Raw genomic sequence first — 25171 nt, forward strand, 5'->3', positions numbered from 1 at the left:
TTATGGTTCGCGAAGTGCATTCGCTTTAGCGCGTAATAGTGGTTTGAGCCAATAATTTAGAACGGTTTTTTCACCCGTTAATATATCGGTACTGGCTTGCATTCCCGATATAATTGGCCAGCCATTAAGTACATTTTCTTCCGTTTTAATATGAGCTTCAAAATAAGTGGTGCCATCATCTAACTGCTGTGCATCAGAGCTGACGTATATCACCTCACCTTTGAGGCCGCCATAAATCACAAAATCATAAGCGGTAAACTTAACCGTAGCCTTAAGACCTGTATGCACAAAGGCGATATCTTTTGGGGCGATGCGAGTTTCAATAATGAGTGCTCCATCTTGAGGGACCACCCCCATAATCGACTCGCCCGGCTCTACTACCGCACCTATTGAGCGTACTAATATATTGGTTATATTGCCATTTATAGGCGAAACGATTTTAGTTCTGGCTAAACGGTCAGCCAGTGTTTTAATGCTCTCTGTTAGGGCATTGAGCTCATTCATTACCTCGTTGCGCTCAGCTTCTGCGCGCCCCAAAAAGTCTAAACCTACGGTCAAGTATTCTGCTTCAGCCTGATGCTGGGCAGCTTGTAACTGCCTGCTGTTGGCCCTCGATGCAGACAACTCCCCTTTGAGCCTTATCTCATCACGCTCTAGCTTTAGCAGCTCTAACTCGGCGACGGCTCCTTCGCTTACAGCTTCGCGCGTCATAACGATTTCCTGCTTCACCAACTTAAGCCCGCTTAGTTGAGCTTGAGTGGTAATTTGCACCTCTTCTATGGCCTGCACTTTTTGTTCAATCATCTGCGCCGATTGCTCTAATTGCGATGACAACTGAGACAACCTAGAACGGAATACCGCTTTCGAGCGAGAACTTACAGCAACATCGAGTGCGCTGATCGGTTGTCGATTAATCTGCACCTTATCGCGCCAATTACTGGCCGCATCATAGATCACAACACTGTCGATCTCTGCATCTAACCGCGCCTTTTGTCGCTGCAGTGCTGCCGCTTGCATATTGGCCTCATCGAAGGCCGAGGCAAAACGTAGCTCATCTAAAATCAATAACGGCTCCCCTGCGGTTACTGACTGGCCCTCTTTAACCAACACCTGCTTTAAGATACCGCCATCTAAGCTTTCAATCTGCTGCACAGCCAATGTTGGTACCACCATACCCTCACCCACTATGACCTCTTCGAGCTTAGCGAAGGAGGCCCAAATTAAGGTCGTGATAATAAGTGCGACCACCAGCAAAATTAATTGGTTGGCTCGCTTAGCACCTTCAAGATGTTTTATATGGAGACGGCCACTCATTTAACCTCTCCTTTTTGACGAACATTGACGGCCTTAATGCGGCTCTTGCCACGTTGGCGCATCTCTGCAGGCGTTTGCTCCTGGATGATTCTGCCTTTATCCACCACTAAAATACGGTCACACAGACCCAGCAACTTAGGGTTATGGGAGGCGATAACCATCGAGCGTTCTGTAACTTGCGACAGACAGGCAATAATTTGATTCTCTGAACGCTCATCCATCGCACTGGTTGGCTCATCTAATAGCAGTAGCTTAGGCTGGCGCAGTAACACTCGGCCTAAGGCTATCGCTTGACGCTGCCCTCCCGAGAGCTGACGACCAAACTCGCCCACTTGGCTATCGAGCCCGCTGCCAAGTCGATCCATTAGCTTATCGATACCTGAACTGACAATCGTGTTGGCCAATAGGTTTTCATCCACTTTCTTTAAACCGAACAATAGGTTGTCCAGCACTGTGCCGTAAATCAGTACCGGCTGCTGCGACATCCAGCCAACCTGTTCACGAATATCACTAACCGACCACTGCCTTGTTTCTAAACGGTTATAAAATAGCTGCCCACTGCTGAGCTGGTATTGACCTGCGATAACAGCAAGCAAGCTCGACTTGCCCGCTCCTGCAGGCCCAAGCAAGCCTATTTTTTCGCCGGGTTTAATCTCAATGTTCACCTCTGTAAAGGCCGGTAAAGGTTGATCTGGATAGGTAAAGCTGGCATGACGTAGAGACACTGCGCCATTAAAACCTACCGCCGTACTGGGTTGGCTGGCTTTACGCTGCTCTTGTGGTAATTCGAGGATAGAGCTAACGGCAGTAATTGCCGACTGGGTCTGTTTAAACTTAAGCAGTAGCATAGAGATTTGGTTAATTGCATTAGCCGCACGGCCGCTTAGCATCACAATGGCAATCAAGCCCCCCATACTCAAATTACCCGCGTGGATCTGGTATACACCAGAAATAATCAACCCTATGGTGACCAATTGCTGGCTGTTCATCACGCTATGACTCAGGGTGTTAGAGGCGATTCGAGATTCATTTTGCCAATCAGCAAGGCTATTAACTGTATCATCCCATATGCGTTGCGCCTTGGCCTCGCCATTATTCTGCTTGGTTTCAACCAGTAGATTAAGGGTTTCAATCAGATGGGCTTGGCGTTGAGTCGACAGCTGTGACGTATGCTCTATGCTAGCCATAAGCTTTTTTTGCATCACAAAACTTATCATTAACAGCAGTAACATGCAGGCTAAAGGCACTAAGACCATATACCCTCCGAGCCAAGCTATCAGCACTAAAAACAGCAAGGTAAAAGGTAGATCCACTGCCGTGACTAAGGTCGCCGAAGTGATAAAGTCACGAATACTATCGAACTCTTGTAACTGCTTAGCAAATGCACCCGCCGATGCTGGACGATGCTCTAGTCGCATACCTAAGACTTTTGAAAACAAGATATTCGACATTTTTATATCGACCTGCTTACCTGCCACATCGGCTAGCCGTGTACGCGCTTGCTTTAAGAGCCAGTCGAATAAGATAGCAATACTCGCACCTGTCGCTAACACCCACAAGGTATCTATCGCTTGGTTAGGCACCACGCGGTCGTAAACATTCATCGTAAATAACGGTGTCACCAAGGCTAATATGTTGATCGCTAACGAGCCAAGCAAAAAACTACCGTAGAAAGGCTTAACTTCATCGAAAGCGGCCAGTAACCAGTGGCGCTTAACGCTGAGGTGGTGCTCCTCGCTGCGCGCATCGGTGACCATTTTCCGTTTTACATGCCAGCTATCTTGATAAAACTGGGCGTTAAATTCGCCAATCGATATCGGTGATTGGCAACCGTCGGCATTGGTGAGCAGTAGCTCATCGTTACTGTTTTTATTCAATAAAGCGGGTTGCCCCAGTTTAGAAACTACTAAAGCGGGCAGCGCCATTCTGCCAAGAGCAAGTTTTTGCTCTATCGCCTCAATGCCGACGTTATCGCAAGCCCTTACCAGTTCTGCCGGAGATAACCCAGCTTGAGTCATAAATAGGTGACTAAACAACATCTGCTCACAGCACTCTAGGCCTAGTTGTTGACACAACTGCGCAATCAGATTTGAGGTGACCTCTTGCTCAAACTGCATCATGGTTGCTGACTCAATAATGTCATTTCATCGACTAATCTTGATAGCGCATCATCTGCTACAGCGGCATATTCAAGATCTTGATCAAGGCTAGAATGTATATGCTGCGGCTCGCCACTGTGACTCACACTTTGCTTAATCGCCTGAGATAGCCGCGTCTCTTGCGCTGCAATACCGGCCTCCATCAATAACTCTGCACGCAGATCCTCTTCTATACTGCGATCGGCACGTAAAGTACGTCGGTCCTCAAGCAAATCAAGAGCACTGGGGCCAGCCATAAAACTAGAGAAAATGGCCGGAGGAACATCGACACTGACAGTAATGGTTTCAACAACCCCCTCAGCCGTGTCGGTGCCGAGTACTGCGGTAGGATCTAAAGTTAGATTTAAAACGTCACCATCTTGTAAACCAATAATCGTTAGTGTGGCGACATCATCAAAATCCACCACCCACTTATCGCCGTTTTTATTACCAGACGATAGCGCCATGCCATCCGGTACACCGTATATGGTTAGCACTCCCGTCTCATTAATGGCTGGGTTTTGCAGCTCAAGCCCAAGATTTAATGCCACGTTATTGACGTCAGTGGCGATAACATCACCGACTTGAGTCCATATTGGTGCATCAACCTCTGGCGTTATTTCAACTTCAAAATTAAGTACTTCAGCAGCACTTAAATCGGTTTGTAAGCTACCTAAAACCGTCGCACTATCGATAGATGAGAGCTCGAGTTGTACATCCAAGCTGCCAAAAGCCAGTTCGCCAGGGTACAGCGCTAATTGAGTTAACGGGCTTAAGGTTGAGATAAGCGCATAATAGCTGTCGTTACCGGCATCATAGTTAAAGGATACAAACTGTCCGCCAATTTTTACTCCTTCTAAGCCCACTAGCGCAGAGGCATCATTAGACGTCAGGATAACTTTTACCAAAATCGCTTCGGTAGCATCAAACTCGTTGATTTTGGCATTGAAATCGATAGTGATAACTTCATCTTCAATGCTGGTGTATTGGTTCTCTGGCGCTGTAATGATGTCGATACCATCGGCAACAGGTGATACCCCGACGACAATATCTGCACTTGTGGTCACAAAGTCTGTCGTACCTAATTCTTGAGTAATTGCTTGAATAGAGAGTGGAATATCCCCGCTGAAATCTAATGGCGGCTGCAATACAAGCCCAGCCAGCTGAGCTGGAGTCACCGACCAGGAGTAGGTTGGTGAACCGTTAAAACTCCCGCCATCAGTGCCTTCATTGGGCAGCTGTACTAAGTTAGCACCGTCTTGGTAATACAACACCGCACCACTGGGCACACCATGAACAGTAAGATAGATAGCCTCTGAACCATCTTGGTCAATTAAGCCAAGACTCGGCAAATCCAGCCCAGATAAATCAATCAGACTATCTTCTTGGCCTGTTAGGATCAGTGTATTACTGGGTAATTCTGCGGCATCTGTAACTGGGGTGACCTCAATGGTAACGGTATTTTCAAATGACGCTTGATCGATTACCTCTGCGCCATTAATGGTCGCGGTGTCGATACTGGTCGCCGAAAATTTCAGCCTAAAATCACCACTGAGGTGCTCTGTTGGCACAAACTCTAACAAGCCTAAAGACAAGTTCAGTAGCGCCATACTATTGCCTGTAAACTCCCAAGTATCAGTCGTTCCGCTCTTGAGCGACCATAAACCTGTACTATCAGAAATACTGCCCCCATCGAGTAGAGTTAGGGTGATCGGGTTGGCAGTATCGCCAAACAAAATTTGTTCAGAACCACCGGTTGTTGGGCTTGGATCTGGGTCATCAAACAACAAGCTGATCCCAAGTGGAACTGGACTATCTTCAAGCATGACGCGATTGGCCACCTCGACACTCACACCATCAGCAACTGGGGTAATCTCAATCTCTAGGCTTTGAGAATCATCAATTTTAGTATCACCACTCACTGTATCGGTGGCGATTATACGGATAGGAATATTCAGCTCACCGGCATAGTCTTCGCGAATATTGTGTAGCTTAAGACTGCTAAGCGAGGCGGTGGTAAACACATACTCAATCACGTTCTCACCAGTGGAGTCATACACCGCCTTGACATCACTACCACTAAAATAGCCGCCTTCAGGTAAATCTGAAGCTAAAATCCTAAAGCTAATCATGTCATTATTATCAGGGCTAAGCACTTGATTTAAATGACCGGAAAAGTCGATGGTCGTATCTTCTATGGCATCAACCGGCGTTAACTGTAACGATCCAACGGCTGTTGCCTGACTATCTGGCGCGCCTTGATCAAAACGCACAAAAAAGTTAGTGCTGATGATTTCTGGGTCATCACGATCTAATACTCTCGCTTCTACAGTGACTCGCTCTAAACCGGTGGCAAACTCGCTAATAATCGTCGCACCAGCCAACACATCTAGCGCGTACTCTTGCACTGTATCGCTGGTCATGCCGCTAACAGGTATAATCCAGCGCCCATCACCATCATCAATCGCACCATTGGGGTGTGATACATACCAGCCGTCGCCACTTGGCACTATGATGACGACATAATCCAGCACCTCTGAACCATCGATATCACCATCGAAAAAGAGTGCCTGACCCGTTAAATTTATCGCCGAGCCATCGGTGCTCACTAGGGTTGGCAGCTCGCTCTGTAGGTGAGTCGTAAAATCAACAACAGCATCGACCAATACGATAACTTGAGAAGAAACATACTCGCTAACCTGTACGCCCGTTTGCGAGGTATCAGTGACTTGGTAGCTCACATCAAAAGAGAAACTACCATCGGCATCTTCTGGTGGTACAGCAGCGAGTCGCCCTGAGTTAAGTAAAGCGGCTAATGTTGGGCTAGTACTGTCGACTAAGGTGCTGACATCTAAACCTGAAACAGGAATCGTTACCTGTGAGCCATCTAAGGTTAAAATAAAGCCACCAGCCCCTTGAAAAGGAATAATCAAGCCAGTAATGGTTTCACTACCATCGATATCAACATTGAGTTTTGGGGTAAAGTCTAGTGGAATAGCCTGATCTTCAAAGCCGTAACTCACCGTTGAAAGCGATCCTGCATTCTCATCGATCACCGGAGCTATCTCGATATTAAGCGTTAACTGGTAGTCGGCTGAATCACCATCTAACTCGGTGCTTTGTGCAAATATGGTCAAGCTCACTTGGCCACTAAAGTCTTCAACAGATTTTAGACTCAAACTCGCTAGTAGCGCCGCAGAAACGCCATACACAGGTTGATTATTAATAAAGTCGACGACAGGTAGATTTACAGGCGTACCACTGGCATCAACGAATATAACCCCATCCGGTAAACCTGAAATTCGCAGATCTAACGACTCTGAGCCATCATCATCAGATGTCACGATTGTGAAATCTAACGGAATTAGCTGATCTTCATTGAAATCAACCACATTCGATATGACGCCAGTATTGTTATCTATGGTCCAAACATTGGGGTCGCCATTAATGACAGGCCTATCATTGGCAACACCCGTTAATGTAATCGTTATTTGTTCCACATCGCTATAGCGAGGGTTGGGATTAATAATGCCATCAGCGGGCTCGACACCATCTTGTAAGGTTTCAGTCGCAAAGCTTCTTACTGCTATTGAAAAATCCCCAAGATTTGCTGAACTCGCATCAGCAGCTGGCAGCAGCTTGGCCAGCCCGGAGTCAACTTCTGACGCCAATACCGTCCACACGTTGCCATTCATTGTGGCCGAGGGGGAGTCGATAGACCAACCGTCAGGCAGAGTGAACTCATAGCTTAAAATTTCAGAGCCTGAATTATCCGTTAGCGCGCCAGAGACCACCGATTTGAGCAATATCGGTGCATCTTCATCGCTACGAATATCTTCAGTGGTTAGCGTGGGTTTATCAGCAACAGGAGTCACATCAATAGTCACGGTCTCAAGTGTGCTCAGTGCTGTGTCTTTGTTGTCATTTTCTGTGGCTCTCGCCTGCACGGTAAAGCTAAATTCACCGGCTAGATTTTCACCCACGGTTGCCAGCAGGTTATCTAGCTGGAGCTGGCTAATTGACATTCCGTTAGTGATTGTCAGTCCAATCGCGACAAGCGTTAGCCCCGCGCTGATATTATCGATGACATACGTCACTGTTTCGGAGCCTTGAGCATCGGCCCCCATTTCATCTTTTGATGTCGCACTCAGTTTAATATTAAAGCTGGCTGCATCTTCATTGACCGAATAAATAAACTCGCTAGACGCGTCCCACAAGGGCACATCGGCAACTGACTCCACATTAATAGGAACGGTCGTAGTGATAGGCGGCTTGCCTGCGATATTAACGGTGATGACAAAAGAGGCATTGGCGGTCGCATCAGATCCATCCTCTACAGGTTGATAGCTTAAATCACCATTGGGTATGGCCACTCGAGTCAGTGGATCTTCCTGCAGCAAACCGTTCAGTATAGACAGGATGTAATTACCATCTGCATTTTTGGGTACCTCTACGCCGTTAAGCAGCAAAATACCGCCCTGGAGGGCTGCGGCATCAAATACCATGCTAAGAATAAACTCACTTTCGTCTATGTCACCGGGCTTGGCTTCGACACCAAAAACGGTATTAGTATCTTCAATAAAGTCGGTATTAAAGACGGTAATTGAGCCTTGTGCATCTTTAGCAATTAATGTCAGCGTATCGGTGGTGATATCACCATCGGTATCCGTAATTTCCAACAATACATCTTCACTAAACTGTAACTCATTGTAGGCAAACTCAAGCGTTGTTACCGTCGCTAAACCATTTTCATCAACCACCAGCTCACCGTATTTAACCGCATTGGGGTTAGCATCGGTAAATAGCTCTATCGTCGTTCCAACCGCGTAAGAAACCCCTTTATAGCTGATATCTGTCACCTTGGCGCCATCTGCTCCCTGCTCTACTTGAGAAAACATTTGCACGCTATACACTTCATTTACCGCTTCAAAAAACGCTAACGTTTTAGCGGTACTTTCTGGAATATCATCGGTAACGGTAACGGTTATTGTTTGGGCTGCTGACTTATCGTGGTCCGCATCAATCGCATTCACTTCAAATTGCAGGTCTAAGCGATTTTCGCCACTAGCATCTGCATGGTCAAAAGGCCTAAACTGTTTGAACTCCACTTTACCGTTGGCGTTAAAACGGATCTGAAATACCTCCTCTCCACCCGTTTCACGCGTCCCCACATACCAGCCATCACCATTAGCCGTGGTGTTGAGCAACACCTTTTCCCCACCACTATAGTAGGTAGCAAAACTGAAACTGTCGGTTAGGGTTATCTCGGTGATACTGTCACTTCCCGACGAGGTCGATAACACTTGTGAAGTCGAGATAGGGGTTGTGCTCGTTAGATTCCCCTCATTAATGTTGAGCTGCAGCGCATCAGGTAAAATTGCACTCTTGCCATCATAGATATCAACAGATACCTCAGCAGAGGAGAGAGTATTATCGCTATCTCGGATATCGACCGTCACCTTAAGCGTATCAAATAGATCTGCGGTTCCTAAATGGTCTATCGGTCCGAGTAAGTTAAAGTCTATCGTAACCGTGCCCGCCGTTTCGGGATCGATCACTATGTTGGCGGGTAATTGCATGGTGAAGACCAACTGGCCCTCTTCCGTCATTGCATCGATTGAAGCGCCACCATCTTTTACAACCCAAAAAAGCTTGGAGCCATTTTGGGTCAATGTGACACCCGATGCATTTTTCACTTCAGCGCCATCAACTAGGCTAAATGCGATATCGATAATGGGGTCTTTACTGGCAGTTATATTGAAAGAACCTACGGCAGTATTGTCATAAGCCGTGACCGAAGGCTGCTCACTCACGTTGAGACTAATATCATTAATGGATGCGGCATCAGCATCTTTTACGGTGACGGTCAGCGTCGCTGTAGACACATCACCATCAAAGTCAGACACTAACAGGCTAAAATCAATATCTTCGCTTAGCGTCTGGTCGAAGGCTTGGTACAGGGTGAAGTCATAGTTTTGATTTAAGCTATCAGCATTTGAGCTCCAACTTTCACTCAGCTCAATCACAAATACCGGATCATTAGCGTTACCCAAGTGTGCCGTTAGCGTTAACCCGTCGGCACTTAAGCTGTACAGGAGTGCGATACCTCCCACCGTGAGTTTTGGCTGCTGAACCGTAGCTGAAAATGACACCGCCGACACGGCATCACTCCCGACCAACACATCAAATGTGCCGCTCTGTGTAACGGGGGCGCCCACCAGCAAATTCTCTTCAAACGTAAGCTGAGTAATATTAGTAAGCTCTGGTGAATGGCCGTCGCTCACATTCCAGGTTAATGCGCCTTGCTTAATTTCCGTGCCATCCAGATCCAGCGCTGTAATTTGAGTGATAATCTCAACCACATTGCTTCCAATATGGTCAAGAGGAGCAAACTGAGTGAAGTTGGCATCAACACTCAGATCATCAGCCACATTCGTTGCCGATAGCACCATAGTAAACACCGTGATAGGTACCGCTTCATCTGTGATGGCCGTTAATGTTTTACCATCATTGGACAGTACAAATTGAAGTGCGATGCCATTGCTTGTTAAGCCTTGGTTTTGTAACTGAAACGGTGTTAAAGCGGTAAATCGAATCGTGTTAGCTTGCAGCATGTCGGAGCCTGCACTAATGCTAAATGTTTTATAGGTTACCTGTGGACTCGCATCAATATCAGCCTCTTGATTAGCACCGATAACATCAAGCATTTCACCTTGTGCACCATCAACAACGGTAAAGGTGACATTTGCAGTGGCTACACTACCGTCAGAGTCCAATACTGTATATACCAGCTCCACCACTTGTGGCTGAGTGTTATCAAGGCTGCCTGCAACATCAAAACTCCAACTACCATTGGATTGAATCGTGAGGTTTCCCTGCGACGTCGAAATCACGGTAGGTGTACCCGATATGACCGGGTAATCGGTACCGTCGAAATGGATAGACGTCAGCGTTAATGGCCCCTCTACTGTGTAATCATTACCTAAAAAAGAACCTACTGCTGTCGTATCTTCAATAACAAAATCTTGATCATCAAACGCAAAGGGACGAGCATCTAATATATTCAGCACTGCGTAGGTAATAATCTCTTCAGTGGTGCCATCGCTGTCAGTTTGTAAACCACTTAAGCGGATATAACTCAGTGCATTAGTATTGTTTAACTCATCCATTGGCTGAAACAAAGACACGTTTAAGTCGGTTCCGGATAGGCTTGCCGTCATCACCGTTTTACCATCACCTAAACGAGTGAGAATAAATGACTGCCCATCTGCAGCAACATTGATACTTAACGCTTGCCCCTCAGAGGTCAGGGTTAATAGCCTGCTCTGCTCTGCCGTTATCGCCAAAGCGGCGTCAAAGATCTCGATAGGAATAGTGGCGCTGTCACTGGGACTGATATTGAGGATTACTTCATATAACGAAGTGATTGGCGGAACCAGTAGTGTTGGCATCGCGTCATCAGCACTATTGCCTGATGCATCATCAACATTAACATTGAGCGCCCATGACCCCTGACGATCTAGCCCTGTCACATCTATCCCAGAAAACAACCAGCTACCATCCACCTCAACGAGGGTGGTAAAGGTTAAAGTGTTACTGCCATCAGTGAGGGTCAGCTCGACGGTTTGGCCAGCTTCTACACCCGTTGTGACACCACCGAGTGATTTCTCAACACCATAGATAAACAGCCCAGCATCAAAACCATCGACTCCGGTATCGATATCGATACTGATTTGAGTGTCGAGGGTGGCACTGTTTGTTCCAATAGCGGGGTTACCCGCTAAATCAGATGTCACCGCCTGTAAGGACAGCTGCCCATCGGCAAATATCGACAGGTCGACATTGGGAACTTGCCATTCACCATTGACCACTACGGCATTAAAGGTTGCGATTTTACCGTTAATATCAACCAGAGTTATGGTTACAGGTCGACCATCTTCGATATTAGTGACCGTTCCTGCGAGTGTGGCATTTGTCGACTCAAAGCTATTGATTAAGCCGTTATCATCAACAATTTCAACACTGATACTGGCTAGGCTATCTTTAGCGGCTGCGACATTAGCCGCCACTAAGTTACCCGCTATATCGGTAGCGCTAGCCACAAAGCTTAAATTACCATCGCTTAACGTAGAGATATCGGCATCGTCTATCTGCCAACGCCCATCAATAGCACTTGTGGTAAAAGATAACGTTTTACCGTTAATGTCAGTCACAGTAATCGTGACTTGCTGATTATCTTCAATATCAGTAACGACACCAGAGAGATCCAGCACTAACTGCTCACTGGCATTAATGACGTTATCAGCTCCGGTATTAACCTCGATGGTAATAGAGGCTAAAATATCCACCGCTATGGTATCGCTGGCCGTGGCTACGTTACCTGCTAAATCTTCAACTGACACCGTAGCGCTTAGACTACCATCCTCAAAGCCAGATAGATCAACGCCAGTCAGCTCCCACCGACCCGCCATAACAACGGTAGTGAAGCTGCGCTCGTTACCTAGGCCATCACTAAAAATAACACTCACAGTCTGGCCATCTTCGATATTACTAACGCTACCGCGCACATGAACGAGCTGCTGTTCATTGGCGTTAATCACATCATCGCTATCGACAAACGTTATCGTCACTTCACTTAATGTATCTTTGATGATGGTATTGCTATTGATGGCAATATTACCTTCAAAGTCTGAGGTCACTGCCCTTAGCGTTAACTCGCCTTCAGCAAGTGATGACAGGTCGATACCATCAAGCAGCCAAGTACCATTGCGGGTTACGCTACTAAAAACTAAGGTGTTACCATTACTATCTGTAACCGATACCTCAACTGGACGGCCATCTTCAACGTTGAACACTTCACCCGCTAAAGTGGATGTGTAAACTTCAATTTGATTCAGTAAGCCATTATCATCAACTGCCTCAATCGTGATCGCCGCTTGTGTTTCCTTATAGGCTCCATCAAATCCTGCAGCAGGGTTACCCGCAACATCGTAAGATAACGCAGTAAAGTTAAGCTCACCGTCACTTAAGCTTGAAAGATCCACATCATCTAATTGCCACTTACCATCAACGACTGTAGTACGAAATATCAACCTATCGCCATTCACATCACGCACAATCACAACGACATTCTGGCCATCCTCGATATCAGTGACAGAGCCTGACATCGCGACTGACACCGCTTCACGCGTATTGATTACGGTATCGCTTCCGGTGTCGACCTCAATGGTAATCGTGGCTTGAGTATCGACATTGATACTGGTATTGGTCGTCGCCGGATTACCAACTGAATCAACCACGTCAGCCGTGGCATAGAGTTGCCCATCGGCAAAATCGCTCAGCTCAATATCTTCTATGACCCACAGGCCACTAACAACAACAGCTTCTACCATCTCGCTGTGACCTTGACCATCAAAAAGAGTCACACTAACCACAGCACCATCTTCGACGTTATTAACAACACCTTGTACTTTTACGAACTGCAACTCAGCAGCATTAATCACATTATCGTCGTCGATAATACTGATCGTGATAGAGGCTTGAGTATCTTTGGTAACACTGCCAGTACCTACACCAATGTTGCCCTCTAAATCTGATGTTATCGCTCTTAGACTCAACTCACCATCTGCAAGAGATGACAAATCAACGCCTTCTAAACGCCATACTCCATTTAAAACCACACTGCTAAACAGTAATGTTTTGCCATTACTGTCGGTAACTGCAACTTCAACCGGGCGGCCATCTTCGACATTGTGAACCAGACCAACAAGCACAGACTGCGGCGCCTCAAACTGATTCAAGACCCCATCATTATCTATCGCTTCGATGGTAATTGACGCTTGGCTCTCTTTATAGGCTTCACCTGTGGCGTTGGCAGGATTACCGGCAATGTCTGTCGCATCGACACTAAAGATGAGCGGACCATCAGCAAGACTAGAGAGATCTTTATCTTCTAATTGCCAGGCAGCATCGAGAATTGATGTCACAAATGAAAGTTGTTGGCCATTTATGTCGGTCACAACGACGGTGACGCTTTGACCCTCTTCAATATTTTTAGCGACACCAGTCATATCGACACGCAACATTTCGCGCTCATTAAGCACGGTATCGCGCCCGGTATCGACCTCTATCGAGATGTGCGCCTGGGTATCTTTAATACTGTTATCGACGCCATTGGTCACATCACCAGGGTAAGTAATGGCCGTAATGGTCGCGGTTAGGTCCCCTTCAGCAAAATGTTGAAAGTCAACGTTTTGTAACTGCCACCGTTGTTCCTGTGCGACCACCTCAAAACTTTGCTGCAAACCGAGACTATCAACAATTATTAGTTCTAGAACCTGTCCGTCTAACGCATTGGTCGCTTGACCCGATAAGCCGGTGCTGGGAGATTCGAATTGATTGATGTAACCATCAATATCGGCAAATTCAACCGTGAGAATGATAGGTACAAATGAGTCTTGTTGATTAGCATTAAACTGACTATCAGTGGATTTTACTAAGCTATCGCCCTGGGTATTAAAGCCTGAATCAGCAATTACAGCATCATTGCCTGATTTAACTACCTGATAGAAAAAATTTACACCTTGTTGCTCACTAGTTGATTCACTTTGATTATTGGTAGTAGATTGGTGCTCAGTTTGCGCATGTGTAGCATCACTTTCTTTACTGATATTGCTGCTGATACTTTGAGGAATTAATACCCTGGTTCCGTCGATGACACTGAAGAGTTCACCGTTGGCACTCACTTGCAATTGCTCAGGGCTGAGAGTGTAAATAGGCAGGTCCGACTGGAGCTGATGAGGTAAAACCATGACCCACTGGCCATCAGCCGTTACAGCCCATAAAGCTGAATCGAGCTGCACATAATAAATCACCTTGGCACTTAAAGTAGGCATCTGAAAATATCCTTTTCACATCAGTCACTACGAATATATCGGCAAAACATCATCACCAACACACTACCAGTTTTCGCAATCTGCTATAACAAGTTTGACACAAGATGGCGCTATTGATAACAACTGAGTGTTCAAAAATGCCATTACAACTAAGGTTCCAGCTCAGACGCACCACTTATTTTGTTAGCAGCAAATGAGCAGAAGAAAAATAAAACACTTAAACAATTGATTAAAATGAATAAAAATAACTAAGTGTAACCGAGAAAGCGAAGAGATTGATTGCTATGTGCCTAGCTAACGAGATAAGAAAGCCAGCGAATATAGAGGCTAAAAGGAGTGTTAATCGGTATCTAACCTACTGAGCTTAGATACCCTGAAGAGATAATGAAGAGATAGTGAAGAAACGACAACAACACTAGGATAGAAACGTTACGGCCTAAAAATGCCATTACGGGCCAACTTTATTGTCTCTACACACAACTACACAGCCTGCCCTGCAGCCACGCCTGAGCTCCAGGCCCACTGAAAATTAAACCCGCCTAACCAACCACTTACATCCATTACTTCGCCAATAAAGTATAGACCAGAGACTGACTTTGCCTCCATGGTTTTAGATGATAGATCATTAGTATCGACGCCACCCAGGGTGACTTCTGCAGTGCGATAGCCTTCGGTGCCATTCATTACCAATGTCCAAGCCTCAAGATCGACAGCCAACTGCTCACGCTCGACATGTATCAGCTGATTGAGTGCTTTGTTAAGCAGCGCCTCTTCAAATAATACTTCAACCAAGCGCTTTGGTAGCCATTGCGACAAGGCATTACGTAGGCTCTGCTTTGGACTCGCTTCAAGCGCTTGCTCAATCTTGGCACGCACATCTTCGCCAGGAAGAAGGTTGATACTTATCGCCTCACCTGGGTTCCAGTAATTAGAGATTTGTAGAATCGCTGGGCCAGATAAGCCACGGTGGGTAAATAGCAGAGCTTCACTAAATTGAGTGCCATTTTTTGCGGTAATGGTGCAGGGTACGGCAATACCCGATAGCAGTTCAAAGCGCTGCTTTTGGTCACTATGCCAAGTAAAAGGCACGAGCCCGGCATGAGTCGACAACACCCTTAAGCCAAACAGCTCTGCAATATGGTAGCCGTACGGCGATGCACCTAGCTTTGGCATTGATAAGCCGCCCGTTGCCACAACCAGTGATTCACAGCTGTATTGCTCTTTATCGGTTTGCACTTCAAACAAGCCATCGGCATTTTTACTTATCGCGCTGATTTCAGTGCGTAATTTAATCTGCGCGCCAGCCCACTCACACTCGGTAAGCAGCATGGTAACGATCTCTTTAGCAGAGTCATTACAAAACAGCTGACCATGATCGCGCTCATGATACTCAATGCCATGGCGCTCAACCAGTTCGATAAAATCACTTGAACGATATCGAGCTAATGCAGATTTTACAAAGTGGCCGTTACCGCAAATAAAGTTTGCAGGCTCAACTTTTTGATTGGTGAAGTTACAACGGCCACCACCACTAATCAGGATTTTGCGGCCCGCTTGTTTAGCGTTATCGAGCACTAATACATCACGGCCACGGTAACCTGCAGTAGCCGCACACATAAGCCCAGCAGCTCCAGCACCAATAATGATGACGTCATGATGTTTCACTCGAAAACTCCTAAAAAAACTTTGCCGAACGCTTGTAAACGCAAGGCATAAAATAGGGCGCTATTTTAGCATTGTTATTTGTACATGGAAGTATTTATGCCGCTATCAACATCTACACCATGGATGGCATCAAATGGTAGTTGTACATGGAAGTACTTATGCCATCTTCGCCATGGATGGCAAGAAGTGGTAGTTGTACATATAAGTACTTATGCCACTATCAACATCTACACCATGGGTGGCATTAAAGTGGCATCTGTAAAGAGAAGTACTTATGCCGACTAGAGAATACGCTAAAAAGAAAAAACCGAAGCTAGGCTTCGGTTTTCAATCAACTGAACAAATTGTTCAACCTAATAACAGCAAAACTATTCTGCCGACGACGTCTCAGACTTTTGTTCACGGCTAAGTAGCTCTTTGGCTGCATCAACCGGAGACTTGCCCTTATAAAGGACTTGGTAAACCTGCTCGGTAATCGGCATTTCGACGCCTAAACGCTTAGCTAGCGTGTAAACCTCTTTTGTATTGCGATAACCTTCAACCACTTGGCCGATCTCTTTCTGAGCAGCTTCAACATCTGAGCCTTTGCCCAATGCTAAACCAAAGCGGCGGTTACGAGACTGGTTATCGGTACACGTTAGTACCAAATCACCAAGTCCTGCCATGCCCATAAAGGTAGAGGCTTGTGCCCCCATCGCTTCACCTAGTCGAGTCAACTCAACTAAACCACGGGTGATAAGCGCCGTTCTAGCATTCGCACCAAAACCGATACCGTCAGAAAGGCCTGCACCAATCGCGATAACGTTTTTAACTGCGCCGCCCAATTGCAGACCAATAAAGTCATCATTGGCGTAAACACGCAGACGTTTCGGACTATGTAACAACTCAACTAAATCTTTAGTGAATTGTGGGTCGGTACCCGCAATCGAAATCGCAGTCGGCATGCCTGCTGCAAGTTCTTTAGCGAACGTCGGCCCCGATAACACAGCTAATGGATACTCATCGCCTAACACTTCACGGGCAACATCTTGTATTAAACGGCCAGTTTCAGGCTCTAAGCCTTTAGTTGCCCATACAATACGAGAGTCATTACGCAAAAGCGGCTTCGCCTGGCTAAGCACCAAACCAAATACATGGCTAGGAACGACCACTAGTACATTATTTGATGCAGCTAGCGCAGTAGCCAAGTCAGCTTCAGGGATCAGCAAGTCTGGTAGCGGAATACCCGGTAAAAACGCTTCGTTACACTTGTCGTTTTTCAGGTTTTCAATGTGCTCGGGTTCGTGGCCCCAAAGCATGGTTCTGTGGCCATTACTCGCTAAAGAAATGGCAAGGGCGGTCCCGTAAGAGCCCGCCCCCAGTACCGTAATGTCGGCAGTGTTTTTCATGCGATTAAGCGTTAGCTTCTTCTGCTGGTGCTTCAGCTGCAGCAGCTTGACGCTGTTGAACATACTGAGCAAATAGTGCGTCAAAGTTAACTGGCGCTAGGTTTAGTTGTGGGAAAGTACCACGGCTAACTAGGCTACCAATTGCTTCACGAGCATATGGGAAAAGAACGTTAGGGCAGTATGCACCTAGAGAGTGAGCTAGCTGCTGTTCAGTAAGACCAGCGATAGCGAAGATACCCGCTTGCTGAACTTCACATAGGAAAGCAGTTTCTTCACCGTTCTTAGCTGTAACAGTCAAAGACAGTACAACTTCATATACGTCATCAGATAGTTTGTTGCTGCGAGTATCTAGATCAAGCTTAACTTCTGGGTTCCACTCTTTTTGGAAAACAGCTGGGCTGTTTGGTGTTTCAAAAGAGATATCTTTTGTGTAAACACGTTGAATGTTGAATTGTGGACCTTGTTGTTCGTTGTTTGCTACTTCAGCCATACTATCCTACCTTTAAAATATGTTAATGAGGCTACTTCAAAAGAGCCAGTCTCAGGGCTTGGTAAGCCAGGTAAACACCTAATTTACTGTCCCAGTTTTTGATTTATTTAGTCAACAGACGCTTTTTTGGAGGGAACGCTCCCTCAGTTCAATGCCGGTAACCACAATAAGTTGAGAGCTAACACTCTAATCAATAACTCAACAAAAAAGCAATGGCTACACTAACACTTCTATCTTTTGCTTTTTGAAACAGGCAAATTATTTGACTGCCATTCACCCATACCACCTTTCAGGTTGTTCACGTTTTCAAAACCGTGCTTAACCATCAGCTGAGCAGCTTGAGACGAAGTCATGCCAGCGTTGCATACCATTATAATGGGACTCGCTTTTGAGTTTTCAAGGGCAGTCAGCTGATTATTTTTTATATCGGCTAGCGGCACGTTGATTGCGCCAACTATATGACCCTTCTTAAATTCTTCTTTTCCGCGCACGTCAACGACTTTCGCGTCTTGCTTATTCATCAGCAATGTTGCTTCTTGATGATTAACATTTTTAACTTTAGAAACGCTAGACTTAAACACTACAACGATAAGTCCGACGAACAAACCAACCCAAGCCAAACTTAACATCGGGTTCGCTTTAAAAAATTCCATATATTCTTGCATCGTTAACTGCCTACTATTTTTAGGGCCAAATATAATGAGGGCACAGAGTATACCATCGCTTGAGGCAGAATACAGAATGTTAGTCACGCTTGTGGCGACGCGTCTGCGTACTTATATGGCAGCAATAGCGCAATCCGATAACGGCAATCTAGGTAAATTTCTTTATGCGTGACCGTAATTGGTAGTAATATTTAACCAATTTCGATTTAAATCTTATTTTTTTAAACTTAAAGGTACTACCATGACGACACGCAAGCGCCCACTGGCACTGCTGATCCTCGATGGCTGGGGTTACCGTGAAAACACACAGAAAAATGCTGTTTTTCATGCTAAGACACCGGTTCTAGACCAGTTAAATGCCAAATATCCACACAGTTTAATCTCAGGTTCGGGTCTCGATGTTGGCTTACCTGACGGCCAAATGGGTAATTCAGAAGTCGGACATATCAATATTGGCTCTGGTCGCATTGTTTACCAAGAACTCACTCGTATCGGCAAATCAATTGATGATGGTGAGTTTGATAACAATCCCGCACTGACAGAAGCCGTCGATGCAGCAATCAAAGCTGATGGTGCAGTGCATATAATGGGACTCTTGTCTCCAGGTGGCGTTCACAGTCACCAAAATCACATCGAAGCTATGTGCCGTCTAGCGGTAAAACGTGGTGCCAAGAATGTTTACTTACATGCATTCTTAGATGGTCGCGATACTCCACCTCGCAGCGCCAAGTCTGGCCTGGCTCACTTTGAAGAACTATTCAACACATTAGGCACAGGTCAGGTGGCTTCACTTATTGGCCGTTACTACGCCATGGATAGAGATAATCGCTGGGATCGCGTTTCACAAGCTTATGAGCTCATTACCGAAGGCAAAGGCTTGCACCAAGCAGCAACTGCCGTTGAGGGGCTTGAAGCCGCTTATGCCCGTGATGAAAATGATGAGTTTGTTGCTAGCACCGTTATTCCTGATGCTCAAGGCAACATTGCCACGCTTGCCGACAACGACTCGTTGATTTTCATGAATTTCCGCGCCGATCGTGCCCGTCAAATTACTCGCAGCTTTGTAGATGCTGACTTTGATGGTTTCGAGCGAGCCGTGACGCCAAAAATCAACTTCGTTATGCTGACAGAATATGCTGGCGACATTAAGGCTGCAATCGCTTACCCATCAAGTGACCTGGTTAATACCTTAGGCGAGACATTGCAACAGCGAGATCTCACTCAGCTACGTATTTCCGAAACGGAGAAGTATGCCCATGTGACCTTCTTCTTTAACGGTGGTAAAGAGGAGCCGTTTGAGGGAGAAGATCGCATTTTGATCCAGTCACCCAAAGTCGCGACTTATGATTTACAGCCAGAGATGAGTTCTACTGAGTTAACCGACAAGCTAGTAGCGGCCATTGAGTCAACTCAATATGACGTCATCATCTGTAACTATCCCAACGGTGATATGGTCGGCCATACTGGTAACTTCGATGCTGCAGTTAAAGCCTGTGAAGCGGTAGATAGCTGTATTGGTCGTGTTGTAGAAGCACTGCATAAAGTTGGTGGAGAATGCTTGATTACCGCCGATCACGGCAATGCAGAACAGATGACCGATGAGTCAACTGGCCAAGCTCATACTGCACACACCAGCGAGCTAGTGCCATTAATTTATGTAGGGCGTGACGCAGAGATAGAAAAAGGCGGACGTTTGAGTGATTTAGCGCCGACTATGTTAACCTTGATGGGACAAGAAGTGCCTGAAGAGATGACAGGCCGCGCGATAATAAAAATCAAAGAGTAAAAACTAACACGTGAACATTCGATTTTTTATAAAAGCCAGCATCATTGCTGGCTTTCTATCACTTCCTTTAACGGTTAACGCCACTGATCTAGAGCGTCGTCAGTCTGAGCTTAAATCGATTCAAGCGCAGATCAACAAGCAACAGTCCGCGGTTCAAAACACCAGTAAACAAAGAGAGCGATTAATTTCTTTATTAAAAGAGGATGAAAAAGCGATTGCTCAAGCGGCAAAAAAAGTCAACACCACCAAGCAAGATCTTGGCAAAACCGATAAGAAAATTGCAGCACTAGACAGCAAACAGGTTCAATTAGAAAAATTAAAAACAGCACAGCAAAAGTCGCTTTCAAATCAACTTGCTAGCGCCTATTTGGCCGGTAATCACGATTACAGTAAAATGCTGTTAAATCAGCAGTCACCAGCCAGCATTGAACGACTACTGGCGTATTATCAATATTTGAATAACGCGCGCATTGACTCAATTAATCAGTTACAGACAACCTTAAAAGAGTTAGACCAAATTCAAGCTGATCAGCAAGAGCAACAAAACCGGCTTAATAAACTGGTGCTTGAACAACAGCAACAAGCTCAAAAGCTCAACCAAGAGCAGTCTCAACGGCAAAATACGCTAACCCAACTGCAAAGAACCCTAAGCAATAGCGGTGCGAAACTCGAACAACTACAGATCGAGGAAGCCAGCCTTAAGAGGGTGGTCGAGCAAGCTCTGCTCGCAATGAAGAACAACCCTTCATATGAAGGGCTATCTAGCCGTAACAAATTAAAGTGGCCCACTCAAGGCCGCATAAAATCAGCTTTTGGCAGTAGGCGCTCCGGTCAGGTCAAATGGAAAGGTGTCACCATTGCTGCAGCAGAGGGACAAAATGTCACCGCGATTGCTGGCGGTAAGGTCATTTATGCCGACTGGTTACGCGGTTTTGGTATGGTTTTAGTTGTGGATCATGGCAAAGGTTACATGAGCTTATATGGCCATGCGCAGGCATTATTAAAGAATGCTGGAGACTCGGTAAGCAAGGGAGAGTCGATTGCTTTGGTCGGACGATCGGGTGGACAGACAGAGGCTGGCCTATACTTTGAAATAAGACACAAGGGGCAAGCTGTCGATCCTGCAAGGTATTGCAAACGTTAGACCATATAACCCCTTACGATATAAGGGGTTTGTATGTCTCAATTAATTCGTTACTTTTGTTGCGTTACCGCTGGCTTAGCGCTGGGCTTATCCATAACCTTATCCGGACAGGAACACACTCAACAATATAACTCCCGTGTAAATTACCCTGTGCTGCTCGATGTTATCGACACCATAGAAACCTACTATGTACAAAAACTCACTGAAGAGGAGCTTATCGAAGCGGCCATTGAGGGGATTTTTAATAAACTGGATCCTTATTCAAGCTTTCTAGATAAACAAACCTTCAGCAATATGCAAGACACCAATAATGGTGAGTACTTTGGGTTTGGCGTCGAAATCGCCACTGACAATGATCAAATAACCATAGTCACCCCCTTTGCAGAGTCCCCAGCAGAAGCAGCAGGGATAAAACCGGGTGACCGTGTTATCAAGCTCAATAAACAGCTGGTTACCGCTGACAAATTAGAAAGTATTCTCAAAGAAATCAAACAGCATAGTGTCGACAAACGCCCCATTGAGCTTGAGATGATACGCGCCAACTCAGATGCTCACTACACCGTCACCATCAGTCCAAGTCTTATCGCAATAAACTCTGTTGAAGCAGAGATCCTAGACAACCAGATTGGCTATATTCGTCTTTCAAGCTTTCAAGAAAATACCACTCCAGAACTGGTCAAACAGCTGTCAGCATGGCAATCAGAAAAACTAAACGGCATTATTCTCGATCTTCGAAACAATCCAGGTGGGCTGCTCGATCAAGCGATAACAATCGCCGATATCTTTCTCGACAAAGGGCGGATAGTTGCTACTGAGGGGCGATTTTTTGATGCGAACTCAGACTACTACGCCTCACCACAAACTATGGCGACCAATATTCCACTGTCAGTATTAATCAATAAAGGCTCCGCCTCCGCCTCTGAAGTGCTAGCAGCTGCATTACAAGAAAATGGTCGCGCCAAGTTAATAGGCCAGACGAGTTTCGGTAAGGGCACGATACAAAGTCTGATCCCCACCCTAATGGATGGCAATGCAATTAAGCTGACTATTGCCAAATACACGACGCCAAATGGTAAAGACATTAACTCTAAAGGTATTGAACCTGATATAAAAATCGAGTTAGAGGCTGTATCGGATGGGGAAAGTATGCCTATAATCGAGTCAAATTCACTCCGTGAGTCTGTTGCTCAAGATAAATTGGTCAACTCGGCTATTGCATGGATTCAAGCAGAAAAATAATAACCAGTGCGCTACCTTCTATTATTCATTTTTTTATTGTTACCAAGTTCAAGCGTATTCGCTAGCAAAATGGCCATCATCATTGACGATATTGGATATCGTCAATCTGATAAAGCGGTGTTGAGCCTACCCGCCAATATTACACTTTCAATTTTGCCACACACACCGCTAGGAAAAAGTCTCGCCCTTGAGGCACATCAGCAAGGAAATGAGATTTTAGTCCACCTACCTATGCAAGCGCTTAATGGTAAAGCGATTGGTCCGGGCGCTTTGACGAACACCATGACCGAAACAGAGCTAAAGGCCCAGATAAGCGCTTCAATTCATAGTGTGCCTAATGCCAGTGGCGCCAATAATCATATGGGAAGTTTGCTGACCCAGCTAAATAGCCCTATGCGCTGGGTCATGGAGTCATTACAGCTGCACAATTTATATTTTATCGATAGCATGACGACCAAATATACCCGAGCAGGTGCGGTGGCGGAATCAATGGGCGTACCACTGCTAAGAAGGGAGATTTTTCTAGATAACGATAAAACGCCAGCTGGATTAGAAAAGCAATTTAACCATGCAATATCCTTGGCACATGCTAAACGCAATATAGTGGTCATAGCCCACCCCTATCCAGAAACGGTCGAGTTTCTCAATAAGAACCTGCATCGTTTACAGAGCGCTAATATTGATTTGGTGCACACCTCGCAGTTATTACCGCAACGTGTCGCCACCAAATCAAGGGATGTTCTACTGCAAGATTGAGATAGAGAGGTCTGGTAGTAACGACTTAAGCTCTGGCTTATTTGTTACTATCATATCTAGAGTATAAGCATCTAGCACAGCCAAATAAGCATTTACAGCATCACCTAATACGCCCTTAAGCTTACAAGCTGGGGTAAACAAGCAATACGGCTTACTACAGTCGATAGGCGCCAAAGAGTTTTCTAAAGCACGTACCACTTGGCCTATATTGATATCTGTAGCTGGCTTAGCAAGCTTAAAACCACCACTCTTGCCGCGAACCGTTTGCAAATAACCTAACTTACCTAAATGATGTACAACTTTAGAAATATGGTTGGCAGACAGGTCAAATACTTCTGTGATCTCTGAGATACGGAAAAGCGTCTCGCGCTCGGAGTGCAGCGCCAAATACATCAGCGTTCTTAAGCCATAATCGGTGTAACGAGTTAACTGCATTGATTAACGATCCGTAAATAAATATTTGAACGACGATTTTTAAAGGTTTAGTTAGCTGGTAGCCGCCTCTAAAGAGCTAATTAACCACAGAGCCTCAGTATCGGTTTTTCCACAAACATCTTCGGTTGCCGCAAACAATCCACATACGGCAGGCCTTTGTTGCTGGCCGAACAATTTACATAAGTTGCTATCATCTAACTGTATGCATCTAACACCTGCGGGTTTTCCATCTGGCATACCAGGAATAGGGGTGGAAATAGACGGCGCTATGCAACATGCACCACAGCCTAAACGACAATTCATCTTATAACCATCTTATAACCTTAGTTCTTGCGGCACCTATTATAGCCCTATCAACTGATAGAGGGTTGTGCCACTTCACATAGTATACAGTAAGGCGTTAATCAGTTTGTAGATCCGTGATCAGTGTATTGAATTTATACTGGTTGGAATTGGTTTATAAATGAGTATGGCGGTAATCATTAATTTACTAACGCGAAATGGGGCCGGACTATCTTCTTTTAAAAGAATCTGTGACGTTTAACTAAAAAAGCCTCTGCATTTTTTCAATAAGAAGTGCAGAGGATTTCATCTTAATTTCTTCAAATCGCAGATACGAAAAAGCCCTGCTATTACTAGCAGGGCTTATCGTAATGTTTGTGGGTGAGTACAGCGATAGCTGTGAGCTTACGAACGCGAAGCGTAGCGTAGCTGGGGCGGATTCATCCGCGACGTCACGGCTAAATTAACAAATATTACAAAACGAAAAAAGCCTCTGCATTACTGCAGAGGCTTTCGTCTTAATGTTGGCGGAGCGGACGGGACTCGAACCCGCGACCCCCGGCGTGACAGGCCGGTATTCTAACCAACTGAACTACCGCTCCTTTAGCAAAGTGCTTACGCATGATGCTAAATTCTTTTTAAGTCGCTAGCTTGTCAGGGCTAGGAGACTCGCTTATCTCATTGAGTTAAGCAACTCTTTCGAGTAATTTGGCGCCTGGAAATGACCTACTCTCACATGGGGAGACCCCACACTACCATCGGCGATATTGCGTTTCACTTCTGAGTTCGGAATGGATTCAGGTGGTGCCACAACTCTATGGTTTCCAGACAAATTCTGTATTACTTCAGTTTTCAAAAAACTAAAGGTAAAAAATTTTAGAAAGCTGTTACTCGCCTAAGCAAGTAATTGAAATTAGTTATTGAGTCTACACTACATTAAGCGTCACTCTTTTCAGAGTTATTCTAATTTTGAT

At 45.6% G+C, this 25171-nt stretch carries 14 protein-coding genes, 1 tRNA gene and 1 rRNA gene; 5 read left to right on the forward strand and 11 right to left on the reverse strand.

Annotated features, from left to right (window positions below; genetic code table 11):
* The 4 genes from ACVBIU_RS03990 to ACVBIU_RS04005 form a co-directional block, all read right to left on the reverse strand.
* Positions 1 to 1314, reverse strand: a complete 1314-nt coding sequence (locus tag ACVBIU_RS03990) for an HlyD family type I secretion periplasmic adaptor subunit (RefSeq protein ID WP_447162276.1) — start codon at positions 1312 to 1314, stop codon at positions 1 to 3.
* Positions 1311 to 3434 (reverse strand): type I secretion system permease/ATPase, encoded by a 2124-nt coding sequence (locus ACVBIU_RS03995; RefSeq protein ID WP_447163137.1) that lies wholly within the window; start codon positions 3432 to 3434, stop codon positions 1311 to 1313. Before ACVBIU_RS03995 ends, ACVBIU_RS03990 begins: the two co-directional genes overlap by 4 nt.
* Complete coding sequence (locus ACVBIU_RS04000) at positions 3431 to 14347, reverse strand: T1SS-143 repeat domain-containing protein (protein ID WP_447163138.1); 10917 nt, start codon at positions 14345 to 14347, stop codon at positions 3431 to 3433. Before ACVBIU_RS04000 ends, ACVBIU_RS03995 begins: the two co-directional genes overlap by 4 nt.
* Positions 14348 to 14827: 480 nt before the next feature.
* On the reverse strand, positions 14828 to 16012 hold the full coding sequence (locus ACVBIU_RS04005) for an NAD(P)/FAD-dependent oxidoreductase (protein WP_447163139.1): 1185 nt from the start codon (positions 16010 to 16012) through the stop codon (positions 14828 to 14830).
* A gap of 96 nt (positions 16013 to 16108) precedes the next feature.
* On the opposite strand from ACVBIU_RS04005, the gene ACVBIU_RS04010 reads away from it, so the two are divergent.
* Positions 16109 to 16297 (forward strand): hypothetical protein, encoded by a 189-nt coding sequence (locus ACVBIU_RS04010; RefSeq protein WP_447162280.1) that lies wholly within the window; start codon positions 16109 to 16111, stop codon positions 16295 to 16297.
* An 83-nt stretch (positions 16298 to 16380) separates the two neighbouring features.
* Here ACVBIU_RS04010 and gpsA read toward each other — a convergent pair whose 3' ends face one another.
* The 3 genes from gpsA to ACVBIU_RS04025 all read right to left on the reverse strand — a co-directional run bounded on the left by gpsA (position 16381) and on the right by ACVBIU_RS04025 (position 18555).
* Positions 16381 to 17400 carry an NAD(P)H-dependent glycerol-3-phosphate dehydrogenase gene (gpsA, locus tag ACVBIU_RS04015; protein ID WP_447162281.1) on the reverse strand — a complete coding sequence of 340 codons (1020 nt, stop codon included), beginning with the start codon at positions 17398 to 17400 and terminating at the stop codon, positions 16381 to 16383.
* 4 nt (positions 17401 to 17404) lie between these two features.
* Positions 17405 to 17890, reverse strand: coding sequence for a protein-export chaperone SecB (secB, locus tag ACVBIU_RS04020; RefSeq protein WP_012157402.1), 486 nt, complete (start codon positions 17888 to 17890; stop codon positions 17405 to 17407).
* A gap of 230 nt (positions 17891 to 18120) precedes the next feature.
* Positions 18121 to 18555, reverse strand: coding sequence for a rhodanese-like domain-containing protein (locus ACVBIU_RS04025; protein WP_447162282.1), 435 nt, complete (start codon positions 18553 to 18555; stop codon positions 18121 to 18123).
* A gap of 241 nt (positions 18556 to 18796) precedes the next feature.
* On the opposite strand from ACVBIU_RS04025, the gene gpmM reads away from it, so the two are divergent.
* Genes gpmM through ACVBIU_RS04045 form a run of 4 tightly spaced genes read left to right on the forward strand, consistent with a single transcriptional unit; the run spans position 18797 to position 23480 of the window.
* Entirely contained in the window at positions 18797 to 20341 is a 1545-nt protein-coding gene (gpmM, locus tag ACVBIU_RS04030; RefSeq protein WP_447162283.1) for a 2,3-bisphosphoglycerate-independent phosphoglycerate mutase, read from the forward strand.
* 10 nt (positions 20342 to 20351) lie between these two features.
* Positions 20352 to 21485 (forward strand): murein hydrolase activator EnvC family protein, encoded by a 1134-nt coding sequence (locus ACVBIU_RS04035; protein WP_447162284.1) that lies wholly within the window; start codon positions 20352 to 20354, stop codon positions 21483 to 21485.
* Between the two features lie 33 nt (positions 21486 to 21518).
* Positions 21519 to 22724 carry a S41 family peptidase gene (locus ACVBIU_RS04040; RefSeq protein WP_447162285.1) on the forward strand — a complete coding sequence of 402 codons (1206 nt, stop codon included), beginning with the start codon at positions 21519 to 21521 and terminating at the stop codon, positions 22722 to 22724.
* A 6-nt stretch (positions 22725 to 22730) separates the two neighbouring features.
* Positions 22731 to 23480: a divergent polysaccharide deacetylase family protein gene (locus ACVBIU_RS04045; RefSeq protein WP_447162286.1), complete on the forward strand. Its 750-nt coding sequence runs from the start codon at positions 22731 to 22733 to the stop codon at positions 23478 to 23480.
* Here ACVBIU_RS04045 and ACVBIU_RS04050 read toward each other — a convergent pair.
* The 4 genes from ACVBIU_RS04050 to rrf all read right to left on the reverse strand — a co-directional run bounded on the left by ACVBIU_RS04050 (position 23466) and on the right by rrf (position 25026).
* On the reverse strand, positions 23466 to 23915 hold the full coding sequence (locus tag ACVBIU_RS04050; protein ID WP_447162287.1) for an Rrf2 family transcriptional regulator: 450 nt from the start codon (positions 23913 to 23915) through the stop codon (positions 23466 to 23468). The two genes, ACVBIU_RS04045 and ACVBIU_RS04050, sit on opposite strands and share 15 nt — an antisense overlap.
* A gap of 51 nt (positions 23916 to 23966) precedes the next feature.
* Entirely contained in the window at positions 23967 to 24218 is a 252-nt protein-coding gene (locus ACVBIU_RS04055) for a YkgJ family cysteine cluster protein (protein WP_447162288.1), read from the reverse strand.
* Between the two features lie 504 nt (positions 24219 to 24722).
* Positions 24723 to 24799: transfer RNA gene (locus ACVBIU_RS04060), tRNA-Asp, on the reverse strand.
* Positions 24800 to 24910: 111 nt separating this feature from the next.
* Positions 24911 to 25026 (reverse strand): 5S ribosomal RNA (gene rrf, locus ACVBIU_RS04065).
* Between the last annotated feature and the right edge of the window lie 145 nt (positions 25027 to 25171).

It is taken from the genome of Shewanella sp. 30m-14, from assembly GCF_052977125.1.